Source organism: Polaromonas sp., from assembly GCF_041689105.1.
Lineage (GTDB): Bacteria > Pseudomonadota > Gammaproteobacteria > Burkholderiales > Burkholderiaceae_C > Polaromonas.
In genome coordinates, this window is the sequence record NZ_JBDNGU010000070.1 from 1 (window position 1) to 23,834 (window position 23,834).

The 23,834-nt window shown below is 62.4% G+C and carries 20 protein-coding genes and 4 pseudogenes; 5 read left to right on the forward strand and 19 right to left on the reverse strand.

Annotated features, from left to right (window positions below; translation table 11 throughout):
* Positions 1 to 266 precede the first annotated feature (266 nt).
* The 9 genes and pseudogenes from ACESMT_RS06120 to ACESMT_RS06160 all read right to left on the reverse strand — a co-directional run.
* A pseudogene (locus ACESMT_RS06120) lies at positions 267 to 426 on the reverse strand (IS5/IS1182 family transposase); the annotation flags it as partial.
* A 13-nt stretch (positions 427 to 439) separates the two neighbouring features.
* Positions 440 to 1,441, reverse strand: coding sequence for an alcohol dehydrogenase catalytic domain-containing protein (locus tag ACESMT_RS06125; RefSeq protein WP_372825690.1), 1,002 nt, complete (start codon positions 1,439 to 1,441; stop codon positions 440 to 442).
* Positions 1,438 to 2,772, reverse strand: coding sequence for an aspartate aminotransferase family protein (locus ACESMT_RS06130; RefSeq protein ID WP_372825691.1), 1,335 nt, complete (start codon positions 2,770 to 2,772; stop codon positions 1,438 to 1,440). Before ACESMT_RS06130 ends, ACESMT_RS06125 begins: the two co-directional genes overlap by 4 nt.
* Before the next feature lie 8 nt (positions 2,773 to 2,780).
* Positions 2,781 to 3,548 (reverse strand): SDR family NAD(P)-dependent oxidoreductase, encoded by a 768-nt coding sequence (locus ACESMT_RS06135; protein ID WP_372825692.1) that lies wholly within the window; start codon positions 3,546 to 3,548, stop codon positions 2,781 to 2,783.
* Positions 3,549 to 3,591: 43 nt separating this feature from the next.
* Complete coding sequence (gene hisD / locus ACESMT_RS06140) at positions 3,592 to 4,905, reverse strand: histidinol dehydrogenase (RefSeq protein ID WP_372825693.1); 1,314 nt, start codon at positions 4,903 to 4,905, stop codon at positions 3,592 to 3,594.
* 138 nt (positions 4,906 to 5,043) lie between these two features.
* A complete protein-coding gene (locus ACESMT_RS06145) occupies positions 5,044 to 6,102 on the reverse strand; it encodes an ABC transporter substrate-binding protein (RefSeq protein ID WP_372825694.1) in 1,059 nt (352 codons plus the stop codon).
* 25 nt (positions 6,103 to 6,127) lie between these two features.
* Complete coding sequence (locus ACESMT_RS06150) at positions 6,128 to 6,925, reverse strand: ABC transporter ATP-binding protein (RefSeq protein WP_372825695.1); 798 nt, start codon at positions 6,923 to 6,925, stop codon at positions 6,128 to 6,130.
* Positions 6,926 to 6,959: 34 nt separating this feature from the next.
* Positions 6,960 to 7,739 carry an ABC transporter permease gene (locus tag ACESMT_RS06155; protein WP_372825696.1) on the reverse strand — a complete coding sequence of 260 codons (780 nt, stop codon included), beginning with the start codon at positions 7,737 to 7,739 and terminating at the stop codon, positions 6,960 to 6,962.
* Complete coding sequence (locus ACESMT_RS06160) at positions 7,736 to 8,533, reverse strand: ABC transporter permease (RefSeq protein WP_372825697.1); 798 nt, start codon at positions 8,531 to 8,533, stop codon at positions 7,736 to 7,738. The genes ACESMT_RS06155 and ACESMT_RS06160 overlap by 4 nt, the downstream gene beginning before the upstream one ends.
* Before the next feature lie 221 nt (positions 8,534 to 8,754).
* On the opposite strand from ACESMT_RS06160, the gene ACESMT_RS06165 reads away from it, so the two are divergent.
* The 5 genes and pseudogenes from ACESMT_RS06165 (at position 8,755) to ACESMT_RS06185 (ending at position 14,233) form a co-directional block, all read left to right on the forward strand.
* Positions 8,755 to 9,762 carry a LacI family DNA-binding transcriptional regulator gene (locus tag ACESMT_RS06165; RefSeq protein WP_372825698.1) on the forward strand — a complete coding sequence of 336 codons (1,008 nt, stop codon included), beginning with the start codon at positions 8,755 to 8,757 and terminating at the stop codon, positions 9,760 to 9,762.
* 640 nt (positions 9,763 to 10,402) lie between these two features.
* Positions 10,403 to 10,507 (forward strand): annotated as a pseudogene (locus tag ACESMT_RS06170) (IS6 family transposase); the annotation flags it as partial.
* Between the two features lie 375 nt (positions 10,508 to 10,882).
* A complete protein-coding gene (locus ACESMT_RS06175) occupies positions 10,883 to 11,398 on the forward strand; it encodes a redoxin domain-containing protein (RefSeq protein WP_372825699.1) in 516 nt (171 codons plus the stop codon).
* Positions 11,399 to 11,476: 78 nt separating this feature from the next.
* Positions 11,477 to 12,286, forward strand: coding sequence for a glucose 1-dehydrogenase (locus ACESMT_RS06180; protein ID WP_372825700.1), 810 nt, complete (start codon positions 11,477 to 11,479; stop codon positions 12,284 to 12,286).
* A 15-nt stretch (positions 12,287 to 12,301) separates the two neighbouring features.
* Positions 12,302 to 14,233 carry a glycoside hydrolase family 15 protein gene (locus ACESMT_RS06185; RefSeq protein WP_372825701.1) on the forward strand — a complete coding sequence of 644 codons (1,932 nt, stop codon included), beginning with the start codon at positions 12,302 to 12,304 and terminating at the stop codon, positions 14,231 to 14,233.
* Positions 14,234 to 14,774: 541 nt separating this feature from the next.
* On the opposite strand, the gene ACESMT_RS06190 is transcribed toward ACESMT_RS06185, so the two are convergent.
* The 10 genes and pseudogenes from ACESMT_RS06190 to ACESMT_RS06235 form a co-directional block, all read right to left on the reverse strand.
* Positions 14,775 to 16,163 carry a mercuric reductase gene (locus tag ACESMT_RS06190; RefSeq protein ID WP_372825702.1) on the reverse strand — a complete coding sequence of 463 codons (1,389 nt, stop codon included), beginning with the start codon at positions 16,161 to 16,163 and terminating at the stop codon, positions 14,775 to 14,777.
* A gap of 191 nt (positions 16,164 to 16,354) precedes the next feature.
* Complete coding sequence (locus ACESMT_RS06195; RefSeq protein ID WP_372825703.1) at positions 16,355 to 17,056, reverse strand: haloacid dehalogenase type II; 702 nt, start codon at positions 17,054 to 17,056, stop codon at positions 16,355 to 16,357.
* 39 nt (positions 17,057 to 17,095) lie between these two features.
* On the reverse strand, positions 17,096 to 17,554 hold the full coding sequence (locus ACESMT_RS06200; protein WP_372825704.1) for a DUF6789 family protein: 459 nt from the start codon (positions 17,552 to 17,554) through the stop codon (positions 17,096 to 17,098).
* A 449-nt stretch (positions 17,555 to 18,003) separates the two neighbouring features.
* Positions 18,004 to 18,303, reverse strand: a complete 300-nt coding sequence (locus ACESMT_RS06205) for a DUF4148 domain-containing protein (RefSeq protein WP_372825705.1) — start codon at positions 18,301 to 18,303, stop codon at positions 18,004 to 18,006.
* A gap of 202 nt (positions 18,304 to 18,505) precedes the next feature.
* Positions 18,506 to 19,600: a porin gene (locus ACESMT_RS06210; protein WP_372825706.1), complete on the reverse strand. Its 1,095-nt coding sequence runs from the start codon at positions 19,598 to 19,600 to the stop codon at positions 18,506 to 18,508.
* An 87-nt stretch (positions 19,601 to 19,687) separates the two neighbouring features.
* Positions 19,688 to 20,389 (reverse strand): annotated as a pseudogene (locus ACESMT_RS06215) (IS630 family transposase).
* Positions 20,390 to 20,421: 32 nt separating this feature from the next.
* Positions 20,422 to 20,958 (reverse strand): winged helix-turn-helix domain-containing protein, encoded by a 537-nt coding sequence (locus tag ACESMT_RS06220; RefSeq protein ID WP_372825707.1) that lies wholly within the window; start codon positions 20,956 to 20,958, stop codon positions 20,422 to 20,424.
* A 218-nt stretch (positions 20,959 to 21,176) separates the two neighbouring features.
* Positions 21,177 to 22,271 carry a porin gene (locus ACESMT_RS06225; RefSeq protein ID WP_372825708.1) on the reverse strand — a complete coding sequence of 365 codons (1,095 nt, stop codon included), beginning with the start codon at positions 22,269 to 22,271 and terminating at the stop codon, positions 21,177 to 21,179.
* 394 nt (positions 22,272 to 22,665) lie between these two features.
* Positions 22,666 to 22,746 (reverse strand): annotated as a pseudogene (locus ACESMT_RS06230) (DNA-binding response regulator); the annotation flags it as partial.
* 41 nt (positions 22,747 to 22,787) lie between these two features.
* Positions 22,788 to 23,834 (reverse strand): IS256 family transposase (locus ACESMT_RS06235; RefSeq protein WP_372825709.1); only part of this gene is annotated, 1,047 nt, incomplete at its 5' end.

Here is a 23,834-nt window from a genome sequence, read left to right on the forward strand (position 1 = left end):
CCGTTGTGTCCAGGGTCTGATCAAGACAATGAAGGGCTTGCACTGTGGCTTTGGAAGATGGTTGACGCTTTTGCATGATGACCTCTTTCCTCACTAAATTGTGAGAGGGAGGTGATGCAAGTCATTCTGGCACGGGGGGGAATAAGATCCGTTCTTGAAACAGCACTTTTCGGTGTAGCCCAACGATAGACGCTTTCGGCTCGAGTTGGACCGGATTTTCGGCTCTGTGAGCCGTATTGCCGGATTTCTTCGCTCACTTTGCACCCTCATGGATGCACTTGTGCCATCAACGTCTTTCGAGCCAGGAAGATGTTGGTCAGAGCTAGGGCTGTGAATGTCCGCGTTCTTGTGCAGCCCCCGGTAGCGCACCTTGCCAAAGCCCCACAGCCGCTTGCCCACGCCAACGACATGCGCCACCCGGACGCGCAGGGCTTGGCCATCACGGAAGCAACACGACCTTGCTCGACGCCAGCCGGCCACTGTCGAGGTCAGCAAATGCCCGTGCGCCTTCTTTCAGCGGCACACTTTGCACCCACGACAGATCGCCGAAAGCACCCTCGTATAGAAGCTTGACGGTGGCGCGCAGATCGGCTGTGGTGTAGGTGTAGGTACCCATCAGCGTGATTTCGGCCAAGGTGAGCTTGCGCATGTCGATCTCGCTGGCCCAGTCCTGCAGCCCGATGTGCATGACCACGCCGCCAGGCTTGACCGCGCTTAGCGCTGCGCCACGGGTGAGATTGCTGCCCACCGCATCGATCACGTAGTCGAATTCATTTTCCGGCGGCTGACTCGCGCGCGGATCGTACGTGGTCACGCCGGCGTTCTGCTCGGCGGACTCGCGCCGCAGAGGGTTCACCTCGGCCAGCACGGTACCCCGGCAACCGTAGGTTTTGAGCAGGAGAGCGGCCAGCATGCCGATGGCACCGCCGCCGATGATCAGGGTGCGGTTTTCCGGCAGCGGGCGCGCCATGGCCTTGAGGCTCATGTTGATGGCGTGCAGCGCGGTAGCCGCAGGCTCGGTAAGCGCGGCATGCACAGCCGGCATATCCTGCGGAATGTCGATCAGTGAAGCCGCAGGGATCGACATGTATTGGGCAAACGCCCCCGGCCGGGTCATCCCCACCATGGTGCGGCGACTGCATAGGTTGTTGCGGCCCTGCACACAGTAGTCGCAGCTGCCGCAGGTGATGAGCGGGTTGCCGGTAACGCGCACGCCTTCGGCGTAGGCCGGCGATGCACTCTGGACTACCGTGCCGCAGAACTCATGTCCCAGCACCAGCCCTGGTTTGCGGCGAGGGTCATGACCGTGGAAAGCATGCATGTCGGAGCCGCAGATGCCCACCGCATCAATCCGCAGGATCACCTCGCCGTCGATCAACTCGGGTTCAGGGCGATCGTGCAGCTGGACTTCCAGCGGTTGGGTATAAACCAGGGCCTTCATACGGCTATCTCCGGTGAACGGGCGCAGGCCTGGATCGCATCTGCGAGCCGATCTACCATGTCCCGTATGTTGTCTGGGGTGCAGACGAATGGCGGCGCCAGCACCAGGGAGTCGCCTGGCGCGCGCGTGAGCAGCCCGCGATCAAACGCCGCAGCCTGCACCTGCGCACCGTGGCGCCCCGGCTGACCGTCCGCCACCGCGAGCTCGATACCCGCCGCAAGACCCAGATTGCGCACGCTGACCACGCCGGGCAGGCTGGCAAGCTGGTGCACCGCATCTTCAAACGGCTGCGCGAGCTGTGCCGCGCGGCCAATCAGGTCTTCCTCCTGCAGCACATCGAGCATCGCCAGCCCGGCGGCGCAGGCAAGCGGATGGCCCGAGCAGGTGTAGCCGTGCATCAGTTCGGCGAGGTGCACTGGCCCTTGCATGATGGCGTCGTGAATCTTGCGCCGAACGATCACGCCGCCCAGCGGCGCCGCCCCATTACTCACCGTCTTGGCAAACAGGATCATGTCTGGAACGACGCCGAAGACCTCTGCGGCGAACATGCCGCCCAGACGGCCAAACCCGGTGATGACCTCGTCGAACACCAGCAGCAGACCATGGCGGTTGCAGATCTCGCGCAGGCGCTGCAGGTAGCCCACCGGCGGCACCAGAACGCCGGTGGAGCCGGCCACCGGCTCGACGATCACGGCGGCGATATTGGAAGCGCCGTGCAGCGAGACGATGCGCGCCTCCAGCTCATCAGCCATCTCGGCGCCAGTCGCAGGCTGACCGCGAACGAAGGCCTGAGTGGCTGGATCCCAGGTGCTGCGTAAATGGTCGGCGCGCAACATGGCACTGCCGAAGGCGCGGCGGTTGTTGGTCATGCCGCCAACCGAGATACCGCCGAAGCCCACACCGTGAAAAGCGCGCTCGCGTCCCACGAACAGCGCGCGCTGGCCCTGCCCCATCGCTTGCCAGTAGGCCAGCGCGATCTTCATCGCAGTGTCGCAAGCCTCGGAACCGCTGTTGACCAGGAACACCCGGTCCATGCCGGCGGGCGCGAGGTCGGCGATGCGTTCGGCGAGCGCAAACGCGCTCGGGTGGCCGACCTGAAAGCTGGAGGCGTAGTCCAGCGTGTCGATCTGGATCTTCATCGCTGCGGCGATGCGCGGGTGGCGGTGGCCGGCGCCGACGCACCACAGACCCGAGGTACCGTCGAGAACCTCGCGACCGTCGGCCGTGCGGTAGGCAATGCCCTCAGCGGAGACCACCATGCGCGGCATGGCCTTGAACTGCCGGTTGGGCGTGAAAGGCATCCAGAGGGCGTCGAGGTCCGGTGTGGTCATGTTGCGCTTCATTTCGCGGTGTAGCCGCCATCGAGCATGATGGTCTGGCCAGTGACGTAGGCGGAGGCCTCGCTCGCGAGAAAGACGGTGAGTCCGTTCACATCCTGCAGCGCGCCGTTGCGCCCCAGGCAGGTCTGCGCCGCGTGGCGGGCCGCCAGTTCGCTGTTATCGAAAACGGGCGCAGTGAGTGCGGTCGGGAAGAAACCCGGCCCGATCGCGTTGCAGGTGATGCCGTGCGGCCCCCACTCCACAGCGATCGCGCGCGTGAGCTGCACGATGCCACCTTTGCCGGCGCCGTAAGGCGCGCTGTTGGGGAAGGCACGCAGGCTTTGCAGGCTGGCGATGTTGATGATGCGGCCCCAGCCACGCTGCTGCATCGCAGGCGCAAGCGCCTGGGTCAGGAAGAAGGGAGCACTCAGGTGCAGGTGAATCTGGGTTATCCAGCTCGCGGGCGTGACATCGGCAAACGGTTCGCGCAGGTTGACGCCTGCAGCATTGACCAGGATGTTCACCGCGCCGAGCGCCAGCACCTGGCGCGCACCGTGCTGCGCCGCCTCGGGGGTTGCCAGGTCGCACGCCACCGTATCGGCCCGAATACCTTGCGCGCGCAGCCGCTCTGCCGAAGCCGCGAGCATGTCTGCTCGCCGCGCCATCAGGATGACGCGCGCACCCGCGAGCCCCAGCGCCTGCGCCATGGCCTCGCCAAGGCCCGAACTGCCGCCGGTGACCAGGGCGGTTCGTCCGCTGAGGTCAAACAGGGTGGCGATCGCGCTCACCGGCGATTTCCAGCCCATTCGATGGTTGGGAGCAGGCGCACGATCAGACCTTCACGGGCTCGCCGCGCTCGAAGTGCTCGCCTGGGAAGTACTTGGCCAGCCGGTCGTCGGCCGTGCGCGCGTGGGCCTCCATGCCTTCCAGGCGCGAGATGCGCGCAGTGGCCAGTCCGATGTCGCGCGCAGCCTCCCGGGTCATCTTCTGCCAGGTGAAGGTCTTCAGGAATTTGTGTACCGACAGGCCACCCGAATAACGCGCCGCACCTTTGGTGGGTAACACGTGGTTGGGACCGCTGGCCTTGTCGCCGTAGGCCACCGTGGTCTCTTCTCCGAGGAACAGAGAGCCGTAGCAGGTGAGCGTCTTGAACCACCAGTCGAGGTCGGCCGCGTGCACCTCCAGGTGTTCGCTGGCGTAGCGGTCAGAGATCTCCGCCACCTCGTCGCGGGTGTCACACAGCATCACTTCGCCATAGTCGCGCCAGGCCGCACCAGCGGCATCGCGCGCCGTGGGCGGCAGGGCGTCGATCAGCAACGGGACCTGGCGCATCACCTCCTCGGCCAGCGCATTGCTGGTGGTGAACAACCAGGCCGGCGACTCGTGGCCGTGCTCGGCCTGACCCACCAGGTCGCTGGCGACGATGGCCGGATCGGCCGTCTCATCGGCGATGATGCCCACCTCGGAAGGGCCGGCAAACACATCGATACCGACCTTGCCGAACAGGGTGCGCTTGGCCTCGGCCACGAATTTGTTGCCTGGGCCCACAATCACGTCGGCTGGCTTACCGGTGAACAGGCCGTAGGCCATGGTAGCGATGGCCTGCACGCCGCCCAGCGTCATGATGATGTCGGCCCCGGCCTTGTTGAAGGCATACAGCAGGTAGGGATGCATCGGCCCGCCGCGAAACGGACCGGAGCAGGCGATGATGGTCTTGACGCCAGCGGCTTTGGCGGTGGCAACTCCCATATAGGCGCTGGCGATGTGTGCGTAGCGTCCGGCCGGGGCATAACAGCCCGCGACGTTGACCGGTAACACGCGCTGTCCAGCCGTGACGCCCGGGTGCAGTTCGACCTGGAATTCGGACAGCGAGCGCCGCTGCGCGATCGCAAAGTCGTAGACCTGCTTGATCGCGAAGTCGATGTCGGCCTTGACCTGCTCGGGCACCTCGCGCGCATTGGCAGCGATCTGCTCTGCGGTGACAATCATCTCGCCGCTCCATTTGTCGAGATCTGCCGCATACTTGCGCACCGCAGCCTCACCGCTTTTCTGGATCTCGGCCAGCATGGTGTTGACGACCTGTTGGGCGGTGGCCGTCTCGGTCTCGGGCGTCTTGTCTGCTTTCTTCAGATACGTGATGGCCACGTTGATCTCCTGGGTGGGTAGTGCGCTGCGCAATTCAAGGTGAACGAAGCCTCTGTGCACGGCGCAGCGTGCAAAAAGCTCGAGAAACAGGGTGGGGGCCAGACCCCACAAGAGAGCTCTGCGGCCTGGCCCTGTCGCTTACTTGGTGGAGTTGGCGAGCTCACGCAGCTTGGGGTCGGCCTGCACCAGCTTCAAATACTCGTCGGTCACGAAGTCGGCCACATTCGGCACCTGTTGCACGGCACCGGTCTCTCGCATGAAGCCTGAGAGCTCGGTGAACCAGCCGTCCATCGGGGAGTTGGCGCTGCCGCCGGTGCGCTGCATGTTCTTGAGCTGCTGTGCCAAGGTGAAGGTCGGACGGGTCTCGAATTCCTTGTTCATCGCCGCCTCGCTGATGCTCACGCCGCCCTTGGCGTAGAAGTCCTTCATCATGCGGATCGCCTCGGGACGGTTCACGCTCATCCAGCTCCAGGCACGCAGGTAAACGGCCAGGAACTTGGCCACGTTCTCCGGGTTCTGCTTGGCGTAGTCACCGCGCGCGATCAGGGCACCAGGCACGACGGCACCGCTGTCCTTGCCGCTGCACAGCATCTTGGCGCCGGCCTTCTCTTCCACGGTGTAGGTGTTGGGCGCCCACATGCCGGCGAGGTCGGAGTTATTGGACGACAGCGCGGAGATGATCTCGGCCTGGCCCATGTTCTTCATCACAACGTCGGACTTTTTCAGGCCGTACTTCTTCAGGCAGGCCTGGACCGCAAAGTCGGCGGTGGAGTTCTGGGTCAGCGTGATAGTCTTGCCGCGCAGCGCGCCTGCCGGATCCTTCGAAAACTCGGCGGCGGCCTTGGCGCTGCCCACCAGGCCGTTGGCAGCCGACTCGTCATTGGTCACGCCGATGGTCTTGATGCCGAAGCGCACATGACCCAGCACCGCCGGCACCGAGCCGGTGCCGCCCACGTCCCAGGAGCCAGCAGCCGACGCCGCGATCTGTGGCACACCGGCCGGGAAGGTGGAGAACTCTGGCGCCAGACCCACGTCCTTCCACCAGCCCTTTTCGGTCGCGATGTGAAACGGCAGCGCCCAGTAGAGCGAGGGCTGGTAGCTGATCTTGATCGGGGTGAGCGCCTGGGCCTGCGCCACGCTGACGGATCCGAAAAAAAGGCTCAGGCCCAGGGCGGTTGCGAGGGTGGTCTTCTTCATGTTGCTGTCTCCTTAAGGTTGGGGTTCAATGATCTGTTCCCGCGTGTTCTTCACGCAAGGACTTCCAGATGCGGGTACGCAGATGGACGAAGCTTTCCAGGTCCATCACGTCTTCGATCTTGCTGTGGCGGTCCCAGTCCTCGGCTTCGCGGACGGACTTCACATCAAGAATTTCCTTGATCTTGCCGGGGCGGCTGGTCATGACGACCACCCGGTCGGCGAGGTAAACCGCCTCTTCTACCGCATGGGTGATGAAGAGCACGGTGCGCGGGTTCTTGCGTGCGAGCTTGACCAGCTCTTCCTGCATCACCACGCGCGTCTGTGCATCCAAGGCGCCGAACGGTTCGTCCATCAGCAGCACCTGGGGGTTGAGCGCATAGGCGCGTGCAATCGCCACCCGCTGCTGCATACCGCCCGATAACTGGTGCGGGTAGGCGCTCTCGTAGCCCTTCAGGTTCATCAGGTCGATGTAGTGGGCAATCAGCTTCTCGCGCTCATCCTTGCCAATGCCTTTGCTGCGCAGGCCAAAGTCGATGTTTTCGTGGACCGATTTCCAGGGAAACAGCGCAAACTGCTGAAATACCACCGCGCGGTCCGGGCCAGGCTCGGTCACCACCACGTCGTTCACCTTGACCGTGCCGGTGCTCGGAAACTCCAGCCCGGCTGCCATCCGCATGCAGGTCGTTTTGCCACAGCCCGACGGGCCGACGATGGCCACAAATTCCTCATCCTGCACGGTGAGATTGATGCCATCGAGCGTGAGGAAATTCTTGCCGTCGCGTTGAAAAACCCGGGTGACGTCTGTGAACTGGATGGTGGCCATGTGGAGATCTGCTTTCGGATTCAGCTGTGCGGGTTCAGGCGTAGCGATGCTTGAGGAGCCAGCGCTCAAGGCGTCGGATCAGCACGTCGATCACCACACCCACCATGCCGATGGCGATCATGCCGGCCATCACGGTGTCGGTAGCGATCGCGCTCTGGGCACGCACAATCAGGTTGCCCATGCCGCTGCTGGCCACGATCAGCTCAGCGCCCACCAGCGACATCCAGCCCAGACCAGCGCCGATACGCAGACCGGCAATGATGGACGGCACGGCCGCCGGGAACAGCACCTCGGTGATGGTCTTGAAGCTGCCCACGCCCAGCATGCTGGCAGCTTCCAGGTAATGCACATCGACGTTTTTCGCGCCGCGGTAGGCGTTGATCAGGCAGGGTGGGAACGCCCCCGCAAAAATAATCAGCGTGGGACCACCGATACCAGTGCCGAACCACAGCGCGGCAAATGGCACCCAGGCCACCGGTGCGATGAAGCGCAGCCCGTCAAATAGCGGCGTGACGATGTCGTCCAGCAGGCGGAACCAGCCCATCGCCAAGCCCAGCGGCACACCAATCAGCGCCGCCAGTCCAAAGCCCATGGCGTAGCGCCCCAGGCTGGAGAGCATGTGGTCCACGAGCGTGGCGCCAGCAAACGGGTTGTAGAACAGGTCGACAAGCTTGGCCAGGACCTCGTGCGGCATCGGCAGAAACTGCGGCGGTGCAAAGTGCAGCACGCGGGCCAGGTACCAGAAGGCGAAGAACGCCACGGTGCCGATCGCCGTCAGACGCCAGAACAGCGAGGTGGAAAGTTTGTCGTTCATGCCGCCACCCGACCCGTGCGCCAAGGCATCGCCCGGGCCTCGACCTGTCCGAGCAGCCAGGTGGTGGCTGCGCCGCAAATGCCAACGAATACCATCGCCACCATGATCATCGCGGGGTAGATGTCCTGCGCGGCCTGGTTGAGGATGCTGCCCAGGCCGTAGAGCGCGCCGATCAGCTCGGCCGCCACCAAGGTGGTCCAGCTGGCCTGCAGCGAAAGGCGCAGTCCGGTGAAAATCATGGGCAGGCTGCCCGGCACGAGCACCTCGGTCACCATACGCCAACCCTTGATGCCCAGCATGCGCGAGGCCTCCATCATCGGCGTCTCGATGTTGCGCACGCCGGTGTAGCTATTGATCACCGACGGCACGAAGGCCGCCACGAAGATCACCAGAATCTTTGAGCCGTCGTCCAGGCCCAGCCACACAATGGCCAGCGGAATCCAGGCCAACGGGGGGATCGGACGCAGCAGCAGGAAGGCGGGGTTGATCAGCGCCTCAGCGCGGCGCGAGTAGCCCATCAGCAGGCCCAGCGGAACCCCAATGCCGACAGCTACGGCGAAACCCATGGCCACCAGCTGTAGGCTGTGGAACACGTGCTGGTGCAGCTTGCCGTTGCCATAGCCTTCCGCCTGGATGAAGCTGAAGGCGCCCCACACCTCTTCGGGGCGGGGAAATCTCGAGGGATGGATGAAACCGGTGACGCTGGTGGCCAGATACCAGAGCATCAGCAACGCCAACACCGTGGTCAGGCCGACCACGGTTCTGCGTGCGCTGGTTCGCTGTATCACGGCCACATCGGATCCTTTGTCTCTGGCGTTCGCCTGGGCATTCGGCGCTCGTTTGTACGGCGCTCATCATTATGTAAGCGCTTACAATAACTTTGCTTTTCCCGCTCAAATTTGTCAATCCCGAAAACCCCATCTATTATGAAATCAAGGGAAAACACCTAAACCATGTACCGCAAGCGCTTGCATTCCTTAGCGCACAAGCTGGCCTTTGTGGCATGCTGGCAGGCATGAATCAGCGCATCACCATCGAGGACGTGGCACGCGCGGCAGGGGTGTCCACTGCTACCGTCTCACGTGTGCTCAGCAAGCCTGAGATGGTACGCGCCAACACGCGTGAGCGGGTGATGTCCGCAGTGCGCCAGCTCGACTACCAGCCCGACGCTGCGGCGCGAGCGCTGGCTTCAGGGCGCACACACACTGTAGGCTGCGTCATCCCGACGCTGGACCACGCGATCTTCGCGCGAAGCACCCAAGCCATGCAGACCACGCTGGCGCGCGCGGGCTACCAGCTGCTGGTGGCCAGCAACGACTACGATCCGGCGATCGAATTCGAAGTGGTGCGGGTACTGCAGCAGCGGGGCGTGGACGCGCTGGTGCTGGTGGGTACCGACCACGCGCCCGGCCTCTGGAAGGCGCTTCGGGCCTGGAACAAGCCCAGCCTGCTGACCTGGTCATGCGACGCGCGCCTGCCCTCGATCGGCTTCGATAACGAAGCCGCCGCACGCATGGCCACTGAGCACCTGCTCTCGCTGGGGCATCGAAGCATCGGCGTCATCTCCGGGCTCACCTCACACAATGATCGCGCGCGCAGCCGTATCGAAGGCGTGCGCCAGGCCCTGAAGCAGGCGGGCCTGAAGCTGCTGCCCAGCCTGCTGACCGAGCAGGTGTTCAACCTAAACGGTGGCCGAACCGGGCTTCGCGCCTTGATGGCGGCGCGCCATCCGCCCACCGCAATCTTCTGCGGCAATGACCTGCTCGCCACCGGCGCCCTACTCGAAGCACAACGCATGGGCCTGAAGGTACCGCGTCAGCTCTCGATCTGCGGTATCGACAACAACGAACTCGCCGAAGCGATCAACCCCGGCCTGACCACCATCAACCTGCCCACGCAGGATCTTGGCCGCATCACGGCCAACAGTGTGCTTTCGGCAATCGCGGGCAATGCCATTGCCGCGCAGTCCCTGCTGCCGTTTGAGCTCATCGTGCGTGGCAGTACCGCTGTGGCGCCGAAGTAGAGCGGCGCCAACCAGCTTGCCGTGTACGCGGACTCTCGAATTCGGGATGAACTGCAAGGCGCAAAACGCAAGCGGGTCGGGTCGTCCGGCGATGCGTGCAACGCTGCAGTCCGCCCGAGGGCCGGATGCCCACACCACGGGGGAGCTGGTCACGTTTTCGAAATAGTGGGACCACCGGTCCGGCTACTTGGGGCCCTTTGCAGCTGGTGAAGTTCCGGGATGACCGGCCCCTGTGCTGCGGTTGCTACCTTTCGACTTGGCAGGCCAAGCTCACACAATTGGTGGGAGGCGGAACTCGGAAGGCATCAATGGATCACTTCTGGCAGGCAGGCTGGTTCCACGTCGTAGCCTAGGGCAGCAGTAGCCGTGCCAAACCCGGCGGCCCCTCTGCCATGTCGTGACGTGCAAGGAATCCACCCCACAGCCTTCCAGGACGGTCATATCGGTCGGAAAGGTTCCTCTGACCAAGATCGACCCGTACATCTGTTCGACCTTCCCATCAAGCTGTAGTTTGTACTCGTAACCTGTTTCCTGGCCGAACCCACATTCCGGGACCATGTCGGTAACCCGCAGTGGCGAGGGCTGGCGAATGGACCAGCCCTGCGTCAAGATCTCAGGCTAATGGAAGTGCCTGAGCTACATCGCCGGCATCGAAACCGTGCACATGATTCGCAAGGGTCAGCTCGGCGGAATCAAAAACCAAGCCGCGTCTGCAGCGAACCAGTTCTACTCGCTGGCATTCTGATCGGCGTCGGTCATTCAGCCATGCTCGGCCTCATCGCGCTATTGCGACAGAACCTCAAACGCCATGTCGCGCAAGGCGGCGCGCTGACACCGGATCCCCAGTAGTCCTGGGGTCCACGCAGACTCGGCCGCCTGGCACTCATTATGGCGGCGCGTAGTCATTGTCCGACGGGGGAGCGGGCTAGTGTCTGCTGGTATGTGCTGGCGCGCTTGGTAGGCTAAGGTTTTTGTGCCGCTTAGGTGGCCGCGCTTAAGTGGCTGATTTGCGCTCGCTGCCGGTACCCGGTATGCCCTTGGGCACCCAGGGCGGCGCTGGCTACCAGCACTGCGGCCCAAAGCGCCGCGTGTGCACTTCCCCCTCAGAAAGGACACATCCATGACCCCCACAAAAATCGCCGCTGGCCAGGCTTTTCCCGACCTTCGCTGGAATGCTGTCGGAGGCGGCGAAGTCCATCCCCGTGAGGGCGCCGGCTGGCGCGCGCTGGTGGTCTACCGTGGCAAGCACTGTCCGCTGTGCAAGTCCTACCTCACCACCCTCAATGACCTGCTGGACCGGTTCCGCAGCACGGGTATCACAGTGGCCGCCGTATCGGCCGATCCGATCGAGAAGGCGCAGGCGCAGGTTGACGAGTGTGGCTGGAAGTTTCCGGTTGGCTACGGCCTGACCGAGCAGGACATGCGGGCGCTGGGCCTGTACATCTCGGCGCCCCGGTCTGCCGAGGAAACCGACCGCAATTTTGCCGAGCCGGGCGTGTTCGTGCTGAACCCGCAAGGTGACGTGCAGATCGTGGATGTGTCCAACGCGCCGTTTGCACGCCCCGATCTGTCCTCCCTGCTGGACGGTATCGACTTCGTGATCCGCAAGGACTACCCGGTGCGAGGCCGAGCCTGAGCGCGGACACTCTGCGCCCGGCCATCTCCTTTTCATCATATTTTCTCGTGTACCCTGCCTGAATCGAAACCCAACGCCATGACACCTTTCGAACCCCTGCTGCAAGGTCAGACGGCCATCGTTACCGGCGCCAGTTCGGGCATCGGCGCGGCGGCTGCGCGGGCCCTGGCCGCGCAAGGCGCGACCGTATCTGTCAATTACCGTAACAGCCGTGACCAGGCGCAGGCCATCGTTGACGCCATTCGTGCCGATGGCGGACACGCGCAGGTCGTGCAGGCCGATGTGTCCGATGAGTCGGACGTCGAGCGCATGTTCGCCTCGCACGTCTCTTCCTTCGGGCGCCTGGACATTCTGGTGGCCAATGCAGGCATGCAGCAGGATGCCTCCATCACCGACATGACGCTGGTGCAATGGCAAGCGGTGCTGGATGTGAATCTCACGGGGCAGTTCCTGTGCGTGCGCGAGGCGGTCAGGTGCTTTCAGCGGCAAAAGGCATCGCCTTCGTCACGGGCGCGCGGCAAGATCGTGTGTATGGGGTCGGTACACGAGCAGATTCCGTGGTCCGGTCACGTCAACTACGCCGCGTCCAAGGGCGGCACCATGCAATTGATGAAAACCGTGGCCCAGGAAGTCGCCGCCGAGGGTATCCGGGTCAATGGCATCGCGCCCGGCGCCATCCAGACCGACATCAACGAATCGGTGTGGTCCACCCCAGACGGTTTGAAGGCCCTGCTGGAGCTTATCCCCTACGGCCGCATCGGTCAGCCCGACGACGTGGCCAATGCGGCTGTGTGGCTGGCGTCCGACCAGGCCGATTATGTCACTGGTACCACCTTGTTTGTCGATGGCGGCATGTGTCTGTACCCGGCGTTCCGGGACCACGGATAGACGAGCTGTTTGCGCATGGACACCACTGCAGCGCCGCGTTATGCCCCGATTGCCGACTACGCCCTGATTGGTGATTGCCACGGCTGCGCGTTGGTGGGGCGCGGGGGGCGCATCGACTGGGCTGCGCTGCGCCGTTTTGATGCCGACCCGGTGTTCTGCCGCCTGCTGGACGCCGACTGCGGAGGGCACTGGACCGTGCAGCCACGCGACCCATTCACCTGCGAGCGGCGGTACCTGGCCGACACAAATCTGTTGCGCACCGAGTTCACTACAGACACCGGTCGCGTGGCGCTGCTCGACTTCATGCCAGTCGGGCGCACGCTGGACGCCGGCGTGCACGACTATGTCCACCTGAACGCACCCGGCTGGATAGTCCGGCGCGTGGAGTGCCTGCAGGGGAACGTGGCCATGGAGTCGGTCTACCGTCCGTCTGTGGCCTTCGCGCGCCACCCGGCCACCTTGCGGCTGGCGGCAGGCGGGGTGTGGGCAGACGACGGCGAGCCCGTGTTGTTTGCCGATGTGCCCTGGACCGCCGATGGCGACACGGCGATGGCCCGGTGGAACCTGGCGCCTGGCGAGCGGCGCGATTTGGTCCTGGCCGCTACCTGTGTGGCGGGGGAGTCGCCGCTGCAGCGCGTGCAGGAGTTCCTCGATGCGACAGAGGCATTCTGGGCCGAATGGATCACGTATTGCCGGTACCGGGGCCCTTATGCCGATGCCGTGCGGCGCAGCGCGCTCACGCTCAAAATGCTTACCTATGCCCCCACCGGCGCGATGGTGGCCGCGCCCACCACCTCGCTGCCGGAAGAGATCGGCGGCACGCGCAACTGGGACTACCGCTTTTGCTGGGTGCGCGATGCCTCGTTTGCGCTGTACGCCCTGGCCGTGCTGGGCTACAGCGGCGAGGCACGCTGCTTTCATGAATATTTGCAACGCTCCATCGCCGGTTCATTGCCGGTGGTGATGCCCCTGTACGGCATTGAGGGCGCACGGAGGTCCGACGAAGCCACACAGGAACACCTGGAGGGCTACCGGCAGAGCGCCCCGGTGCGCACCGGCAACGAGGCGTACCGCCAGCAGCAGCTCGACGCGTATGGGCAGATGCTGGACCTCGCCATGCTTTACCACGCTCTCGGCGGCCGCCTTGATCGGCAGTACCGGCGGCTGCTGGGTGCCGTGGCGCGCTTTCTGGCATCTCGCTGGCAGGAGCCGGACCAGGGCATCTGGGAAATGCGGGGCCCGGCGCGCCACCATGTCCACGGCAAACTCATGGCTTGGGTCGGTCTGGACCGCGCGGCGCGCCTGCTGGGCGGTGAGTGGACCGCAGCGCGGGCCTCCGAGGCTGCCACCCAGATCGTCGGCCAGGCGCTGGACCCGTCAACGGGTGCACTCCAGCAAGCCTACGACGGGGGCACGGATGCGGCAGTTCTGCTGGCCCCCATGTTAGGCTTTCCTCTGCCGCCCGGCAGCCTGCAGGCGACCATCGACCGCGTCAACCAGGATCTCGCGCGAGGCGACTTCGTGGCGCGTTACCACGGGGACGACGGGATGGAGGGTGGCGAGGGAGCCTTCCTGGTGTGCAGTGCGTGGCTGATCGACGCCGAACTTGCCGCCGGCCACCTCGACAAGGGCGAGGCCATGTTGAAGCGACTGCTGGTCTGCGCCAACGACGTGGGCCTGTTCCCCGAGGAGGTGGACGCCGCTACGGGGGAGCATCTGGGCAATTTTCCGCAGGCACTCACCCACTTGGGCGTGATCGGCAGCGCGGTCAACCTGGCCCTGGCCCGGCGCGACGGCGCAGGGTGCCTGAAGGGCTCCTACGCCGATCGGGCCCGCCACGCCGTGACGGCGACCTTCGGCTGGCGCGGTGTGCTGGCGGCGATGTGGCAATCGCGCACGTTCAGCCGCTGGCGGGGTTCCAGGCGCTCCCGTCTGGCGTGGCCGTGATCGGCAGCGGCGCGCCCGAGGAGATCACCATTGACAAGAGCGGCGCGAACACGGCGGCGATCACGCGCATCCTGGCCGCCAGCGGTCTACCGATCGAGACCTGATCGCCAGCATCGAAACCATGCACATGATTCGCTAGGAGCCTGTCGGACTTGGGGCGTCGAAAGCGAAAATCGGCCCCGGCGAGGACAGTCTTTGCCGGATTTGCATGCCCATAGCCCAGCTATGGACAAAAAGACGGTGAAAAATGGACTGGGAGCAAACCGGGTGTCGGCACCACGGCAGCGCCACCCAGCGGGCCTGTGCCAGCCCTGCAGACCCAGTCGTCGTCGGTGAGTGCCACCGGCATCGCACCCTCGACCGTCGGCCCGGACCGCACTCCGGGCACCCAGGCAGTGCCGGCGAAGTAGGTCGTTGGCTTCACAAGCCCGGCTCAGGCCGGTCACACCAGCTGCCCGCCGGTGACGCCCGCACTGCAGGTGGTGCATTGCGTGATCACGGCTTTCTGATCGACCAGGCCACGGTCTGATGGCCGGGAAGCCTACAGCGGCTCGACCTTGCCCAGCAGGAAGGGCAGGAATTCAGCAACCGTGGGATGGATCGGCAAGGCATCGCGCAGCACCTGGTAGCGCGCGCCCGTGGCCATGAAATTACTGATCACCTGGATTACCTCGTCGCACCCGAACCCCAGCAGCGACGCACCGACGATCGCTTCGCTTTGCGCGTCGACCAGGATCTGCATCAGGCCCGTGGTCTCGCTCTCCTCCTTGGCCCGGCTGACGTCCTTCATCTGAAAATTCGCCACCAGCGTGGCGCGGCCGGACTCTCTAGCCTGCGCCTCCGACAGGCCGACCCGGCCCAACGGCGGATCGGTGTACATCGCGTAGGTCGATACCCGGCCGTCAGCAGAACGTGTGCCGCCCTTGAGATTGGCCAGCACGATCTGGCCGTCCTGGTAGCTGGTGTGGGTGAAGGCACCGCGCTTGTTGATGTCGCCGACCGCCCAGATGCCCGGCACATTGGTTTCCAGCTTGCCATTGGTGGGCACGAAGCCGCGCTCGTCGGTCTCGACCCCGACCGCAGCCAGGTTGAGGCGCTCGGTGTTCGGGCTGCGCCCGGTGGCGACCAGCAGGTGCGAGCCTTCGACCCGTTGGCCACCCACCTTCACGGTGATCCCGGCATCGGAACTCCTCTCCACCCGCTCGACCTCGTTGCCGGTGTGAAAGCGGATGCCCTCTACCTGCAGCATCTCGGTGAGGGCCTTCGACACCGCCTCGTTCTCGCGGCCGGTGATGCGCGGGCCGGCCTCGATCACGGTGACTTGGCTGCCGAGCCGGCAAAAGATCTGCCCCATTTCGAGGCCGATGTAACTGCCGCCGATGATGATCAGATGGCGCGGACGCTGGCGCAGCTGGAGCAGGCTGACGTTGTCCAGGTGCGGCACGTCATCGATGCCCGGCAGCGGCGGGATGAACGCGCGGGTGCCGGTGTTGAGGAACACCCGTGTGGCCCGAATCGCCTGGTCACCAGCGGTTAACTCGAACCGGTCACCGGCTCGGCCTGCAAAGGCACCCCAGCCCCGCAGCAAGCTCAAGCCGTCCTGCCTGGCGATCAATTTTTCCAGCCCCGCGCGCGACTCGTCGACCCGCTGCTGCATCCGCGCCATCGCGGCCGCGAAGTCGATGTTGACCGTCCCAGCCTGGATGCCGAAGTCGCCCGCACGACGCGCCATATGTGCGACCCGCGCGCTTTTGCGCAGGGTCTTGGTCGGCGTGCAACCGTGATTGACGCACGAGCCGCCGACCAGCCCCCCTTCAATCAGGGCAACCTTCTCACCGCGCCCGGCGAGCGTCATGGCAAGTGTGGGGCCGGCTTGGCCGGCGCCGATCACGGCAACGTCGAACTCAATGACGGGCTTACCCTTACTCATGTGATGCTCCTTATGTTTCAACCTTCACGCCCTTCCAGGGCGCAAACCGGTCCTTGCTTATCTCGGCTTCGGATTTGGGATCGGCGTAGAACCAGGCGGCGTCCGCGTTCAACTCCCCGTCTTGTACATCTTCGATCCGCGCTCGTCTCATTAAACGGGACGGCCATACGCTGACCCGGCGCTCTTCGCGATCATCCCTGAGGGCGGACTGGAGCGGGGAATAATTTTTCGGAGAAGCCGAGCAGATCGACCGCGTCAATCTCGGGCGTGTCGGCCAGTGGGAACATCTGCTGGCCTGCACGTGCGATGAAAGCTGCCCGAAGGCCCGCCCATTTTGCACCGGCAACGTCCCAGCCGTGGGCTGCCACGAGCATGCACTCGCCTGGCGCGACACCCATTTCGCCAGCGGCCCAGTCGTAAACGGCCCGATGGGGTTTGAAATGGTGCGGTCGCTCCACGCTCAACATTCGCTCGAAGTGGCCGTCGAGACTGGCATGCCTCATCTGCGCCTCGACGACTTCCTGAGAAGAGTTCGTGAGAGTCGCGAGGCGGATACCACGCGTTTTCAGCCGGTCGAGCGCGGGCCTGACGTCGGGGTGTGGCGGTGGCGTGCGAATCACGCTCAGAACCTGCTTTGCGTCTTCCACCTTCAGCACGATGTCGCGATTTCGGGCGAGCATCTGAAGGACTGCTGCACCAATGTCGCCGAACGACGCGTACTGATTGCTAACGGTCATGACGAGTGAATATTGCAGCATCGTCGTGAACCACAGCTTCGCCGCGTCGTCGCCCAGCAGGACGTCGGCGACTGCTTTTTGCAGTGGCTCGATGTCCAGCAGCGTCTCGTTGACGTCGAAAAGCAGGACGCGCGGTGGGGTCAAGCGGTCATGCATACTCAATTCCCTCGGCAAGGTCTTGTCGAACGAGTCGAATCAAGCGCGCGCCCTAGAAATCGACACACCTTGCGACGCGGCCGAGCGGCCATAGATCCAGCCAAGAACGGCGCCAAAAATCAGATGCAGCACCAGGGTCATCATCGGAGCCATCACGCCCATGTTCATCCCGAACAGTCCGGCGCCGGCCATCGGCATCAACGCCACCATCATGATCACCCAGCCGGTGATGCCGAGCATGACCCCGTGTCCGACGCGGCTCGATCCCGGCAGCTTGGAGCCGAGCGCGGCGATGGCAACACCATAGACGACGATGCCGATCGCGAAATGTACGACCCAGCCAACGATGGGCATGTCGGGTGAACCCATCATCCCCGCGAGCATCTTCGGAAGGTCAAGTTGCGGCATGAGGCCCATCATTGCCTTCAAGATCATCAGCAACGACAGCACGATGGTGGCGACGAGCCCGGCAAGCAGGCCTTTAGGTATGTCTTTCATGTCTTCTCCTTGAATAGTTAACAGCGGATCCGAATCGCTCGGTGAAGCTGGTCTCACCTGGGCTGTTGCCAGCGCGGCCAACGTCCCTGGTAGCGCAAGGCCAAATGCGCGCTTTGCATCCGCACCACTTCAGGTTATTGCGCGATGCGGTAGCGCGTAATGCGAGCGTTGCCCAGACGGCTGTAGGACAAGACGCTGGTGGCACGGGCACCCTGACGAACTGCAGCTAACACGCGACGCTGCCCCCGGAAACCATTTCCCTGAAGATCGTCAAACCATCGGCGGCGCACGACGTTAAATCGATGCGGGCTGGACTTTCCTGACCTCGCGCGCCGACAGGCCCTTGCAGCCGGGCGACCGGCTGCAAGGCCACGGCTCGATGAATGGTTTCGGCGGGTACGGCCCGCGATTTGCCGGGTCCGCACCACCCTTTTGCCCAACCACCCGGCTTAACCCGGAAGGTAGGAGCCGCTGAAGCTTGCGCGCTGCGCGTTCCGGGTTTTCGCGAGTCCCTGGATTTCCGCACGAACCGAGTCGCGGGTTTTTCCCAAAAGAATCGTCGGTGCCGAAACCGCACCGATCTCGCCGATCACGTCCAGTGACCCGTCAGCGCGGGCGTTGAGCACCTCGCTGATGACCTCGGCACGGGACCGCGTCGAAGTAAAGTCGTCCTTGAAGCTCTGCGGCGTTTCAGCCATGGCAGCGGTAGCGGCGAAAGCGAGCACAAGGGTTGCAAGAGTGGTTTTCATGATGAGTCCTTTGGTAATTGAAGATAAGTCAAACAGTGGCAGCACTGGCGACCGTTCGCTTTGTGCTGTCAAAGAGTTAGACGTACTCAAGCTCGCTTTCGTGACAACTATTTTTGTATCGGAGTCATCTGCATAAAAAAAGCCGCCAGAAGGCGACTTTTCAAACTCTTTTAAGTGAGGCTGACACAAGGCCAGCTGTCCATTAGAAGCGGTGCGTGATACCGAATTCGGAGCCGGTCGAATTTTCGTTCACGCCAGTCGTGGCACCGAGCAGGGCCCTACTAGAACCGCCGCTGTTTTTCAAGTGACCAACAGTGGCGTACAGCGCCGTACGCTTGGACAGGTGATGCCTATAACCCAGAGAGACTTTCTTGATCTCCGGTGAAAGACCATTGCCAGTAATCTCGTAGCGTGAATACGCGGCACGGATCTCGCCAGCGCCCATCGGAACAGTGGCTCCAATCAGTAGGCCTTTGCCGGTCAGTTCGACTGCCTGGTCAAATTTGTCATGATTGAACACAGCCGCCAACTTAGCAAAGCCGAAGTCATACGAGCCGGCCACATTGGATAACGTGACATCGCCAGTGGTAGCACTTCTGGCGAAGTCGGTCTTGCCGGTTGACACAGCCACGTTGATCGGGCCGTTAGCCCAGCCCAAGCGAATGCCGGTGTGGTCGCCGTCGTCTTCGGTCACTCCGACGTTATTGGCGTTCTCACCCAGAGAATGTTGGAACTGGCCATAAAAGCCGCCCAGCTTGGGCAGGAAATAACTGACGCTGTTCGAAACGCGGAGCGCCGTGCCACCACCCGGCAAGAAACGATTTGCCTGTCCATCGGGCCCTTCGCTGCCGCCCGCGCCCTGGACGGTGAACGGATCAAACGCGGAATTGTTCACCGACTCGACGCGGTAGTCACGGCCCAGACGCACTTCACCCAAGCTCTTGCTTGCCAGGCTGACCGTCGAACGGCGGTTGAAGGTCAAGCCACCACCACCGGTAATACCACCAACTTGGTTGTTGGTGCCGGTCGGTGCGCCAGAACCGTTGTCAACGTTGAGCTGGCCTTCGAGCCAGAAACCGGCCGACATGCCACCGCCGAGATCTTCCGTGCCACGGAAGCCCAGACGGCTGGTGACATCGCCACCGCTGTTGATACCGCTCTTGTCGGAAGAGCCAACGCCGTCGCCGGTGCCGTGCTGGAGGCCTATGGTCACAATACCAAACATGGTCACGGAAGACTGAGCCGAAGCCACGCCGGCAGCAGCCAGAATAGCCAAAGCAACTAGGGATTTTTTCATTGAGAGTTTCTCCAAGGTAGAAGTTAGCAGTGCCTCAATGCGAGCGCACCACGTAAGCTACTTTATGAAAAACGGTGCTGATGCGCACTACTGCTTTCGCAAAGTGATGGGTAGTGCATGCGTACCCCCATAGAAATGGATCATCAGTGTTTCGCGGTTACGACAAGAGGGCGAAAAACATCGGAACGAGCAGCCAGAAGTGGTTCGACGAATCTGAACAGCGTGATAGGAAAGCAACTGCCAACATTTATCTGCTGAAACTGCCGCCTTATTCTCATTCGCATTAGAAGCGAAATCCATAATCCAAGGCCAATTGGATATTGATTTCACTCTGTCGTGGTCAGATTCGAGCTCTTGAAGTCCTTTAACGAGCTGCTCTTCCAGCGCATCCAGACGATCAAAGACCTGGTTGTGAAAGAACTTCTCACGCAGTTCATCCCAGATATGCTCCTGCGGGTTCAATTCCGGTGAATAGGGCGGTAAGAAATGCAGCCTCAAATTGCACGGCAGTTTGAATGCTGCTTGATGTCAGCCCGCCCCATCCACCACCATGACGATGTTCTCCTGGGGGTAGCGCTTGGCCATCTCGTCAATGAAGTACTGCATGCACTTGCTGTTCACACTGGGCAATACCAAAGAGTCAAAGCAGCCGTCTGCCGGGGATACCGCACCATAGGCATAGGTGTACTGGTGCGTGAGCATGGCCTTGACCATCGGACGCATGGGCTTTTTAGCCCAGCAGTAGCAGGTGTCGCTGATACGCCCAAAGCGCGCCTCGTCCTGGAACATCAGGCGCACCGGCTGCACTTGGGCAAAGGTGCTTACGATTTGACCCAGGTCGCTGGGGAGTTTTTTTCCCAGTCCTCACGCTTTTGCGGATCGTCTTTGGGGTGCTGGGTGCTGGGTGCTGGGTGCTGGGTGTCGGGTGCCAGTTTGCGCCTGCCGTGGCGCGCCAGCATGCGGTACACCCCTGACAGTGCGATGGTTTTGCCCAGCTTGGCTTCAATGGCCGGTTTGAGCCGAGGAACTACGACGATGCCACCTGTGGCTGCACTGCTGAGGACTTCATCCAGAATGTCTGCTTCGCGCTGCAGCTGGGCATGGGCTCTGTTGCGTAGTTCTTGCTTCTTGCGCGGTGCGGGCTCAGCCCCGCTGGCCACTCGGCTAAAGCGGGTGCGCATGTTACAGGTGGCCGCAACCGAGCGGCCTATGACGGCTGCCGTTTGCTCCATACTGAAATTCAACTCCAGGGGCAATATCACGGATTGCGCCAGGCGTAGTTCATCGGCTGTTTTGGCTGATTTGAGTAATGCATGCGCTGCCTGTAGGTGCTCGCGTCCGCTTGCAGGTCTGGCCATGATGTCTCCTTGAAATCAAGGCCTTATTATTACATTTTCTATTGCGAATAGGAATTACGCCGTGTCGGCTTACGCCCCTGCGCCCAACCATCGCTCCCGGCAGTGCTTTTTCATCAGCTTTTCCATTGAGCAGTACGCATCTGCATCCCCATAAAAAAGCCGCCCGAAGGCGGCTTTTGAACTCTCTTGAGTGAGGCTGGCACAAGGCCAGCCGTCCATCAGAAGGAGTGCTTGATACCGAAGTCGTAGCCGGTCGAACGCGCGTTCGCTGCGGTGACAACACCGCTCGAAATGTCCGGGGAACTGTTAGCACCACCGCTGTTGGTCACGCGACCAACCGTGGTGTACAGAAGCGTACGCTTGGACAGGTTGTACACATAACCCAGTGCGAATTTCTTGGACTCTGGTGTACCAGCCCTGTCAGTCTCGTAGCGGGAATACGAGACATTGATCCGGCCAGCACCCACCGGAACGACAGCACCGATCAATGCGCCCTTGCCGGTCGCGGAGGTAATAGAGTCAACACGTTCATGCGTCACCGTAGCCATCGCCTTGGCTACGCCGAAGTCGTAAGAAGCGCCCAGAATGCTGGACCTGATGTCGCCAGCGGTAGCAGTGGTAGCGAACTCGGTGCGCGAGGTTACCACAGCCACGTCGATCGGGCCGTTAGCCCAGCCTAACTTGATACCGGTGCCTGTGCCGTCGTCTTCGGTCGCAGCGCCGGTTTGGTTATTCTCGCCGAGGTAGTGCTGGAACTGGCCGTAGAAGCCGCCCAGCTTGCCTGGCAGGATATAACTGATGCTGTTGGAAGCGCGGACAGCAGTCGCGCCGGTGAAGCGAATCTGACCGTTATAGGCCTCGCTGCCGCCCGAGCCGACGAGGAGGAACGGATCGAAGAAGTAGAGCGGAACGGTCTGAAGCGTCAAGTCACGGCCCAGTCGCAGTTCCCCCAAGCCGCTGGACAGGCTGACCGTCGAACGGCGGTTGAAGGTCAGGCCACCACCACCGGTGTTGCCACTGCCATTGAAGCCTTGGTTGTTCGTGCTGGTCAGGAAGCCAGCACCATTGTCGAGCTGGAAACCAGCTTCCAGCCAGAAACTGGCCGACATACCGCCGCCGAGGTCTTCCGTGCCGCGGAAGCCCACACGGCTGAAGCTGTGGCCACCCTGGGTGAGCTGGGTCTTGCTGGGAGAGCCAGAGCCGGAGGTGTGCTGGAGATTTGCGTCAACGACACCGAACAGGGTCACGGAAGACTGGGCCGAAGCCACGCCGGCAGCAGCCAGCATAGCCAAAGCAAATAGGGATTTTTTCATTGCGAGTGTCTCCAAGGTAGAAGTTAGTAGTGCCTCAACGCGAGCGCACCACGAAAATTACTTTATGAAGAACGGTGCTGATGCGCACTATTACGTTCGAAAAGTGATACATAGTGCATGCGTACCCCCATAGGAATGGATCATCAGTGTTTGGCAGTTACGACAAGAGGGCGAAAGACATCGGAACGAGCAGCCTGCCTTCGCCTGGGCCTGACTGAAAGCGGCTATGCCATCGAAGTGGCGCACAACGGCGCGGACCGGCTACACGCGGGATTCAAATCGTATCAACAGTGCCGGGGATCGCGAAACTTGCAAGCGCTTCAGGTGTGCAACGAAGCCTTAAGCGGCGCAATAGCATCGTCTATTCCCGCGTCTCCATGATGTAGCCCATGCCTCAAACCGTGTGCAGCAGCTTCACTGGGAGCGGGTCGTCAATCTTTTGGCACAACCGCCGTACTGCGATATCAACTACGTGAATCGGAGGGTGTCCCGAATTTTGTGTAAACGGGGCGAGTGTTAAGTCTTGGGCATTCTCTCCTCAAACTGGATAGTAAACCGGGTCAATGCAGCCTTCCAGTCTCTGAGCGGCATCGTCCATTTCTTGGCTATGTTGGCCAAGGCTAGGTAGAACAATTTCAGCAGGGCGTCGTCACTGGGAAACGAGCCCCGGTTCTTGGTGATCTTTCGCAGACTCATGTTCACCGACTCAATAGCGTTGGTCGTGTAAATGATGCGCCGTATCTCCGGCGGGTAATCAAAGAACGGCGTGATGCGTGCCCAGTTGCTGCGCCAAGACTTCACGATAGTGGGGTAGTCTGCACCCCACTTGTCATCAAACTCCTGCAGCCGTATCTGCGCCTCATCGACAGTGGCAGCCGCGTAGATGGTTTTCAGATCAGCGGCGATCACCTTGCGCAACTTCCAGCTGACGTAGTTCAGGCTGTGGCGCACCATGTGCACCAGGCACAGTTGGACTGCGGCTTTGGGGTACACCGCCTCGATAGCCTCCGGGAATCCCTTCAAACCATCCACGCAGGCAATGAAGATATCCTGCACGCCCCGGTTCTTGAGTTCAGTCACCACCTGCAGCCAGAACTTGGCGCCCTCAGTCTGGGCGATCCACAGGCCCAGCAGTTCTTTCTCACCGTCCATGTTGATGCCCAGTGCCAGGTACACCGCCTTGGCACGCACAGCGCCGGCATCCCGGGTTTTGACGTGGATGCAGTCCAGACGGGCGATGGGGTACAGCGCATCCAGTGGGCGGGCCTGCCAGGCCTTGGCATCGTCCATGACGGCATCTGTGACGGAGGAGATCAGGGTGGGTGACACCTCGGCCCCGTACATCTCTTGCAGATGGCCCTGGATCTCGCGTACCGTCATGCCTCGGGCGTACAGGGACAGGATTTTTTCATCAAAGCCAGCCCAGCGGGTCTGGTGCTTGGTGATGAGCTGCGGCTCAAAGCTGCCGTGGCGATCGCGAGGAATTTCTATGGGCAACTCGCCAAAGTCGCCTTTGAGGGTCTTCTTGCTTTTGCCGTTGCGGGTGTTGCCAGCAACATTGGC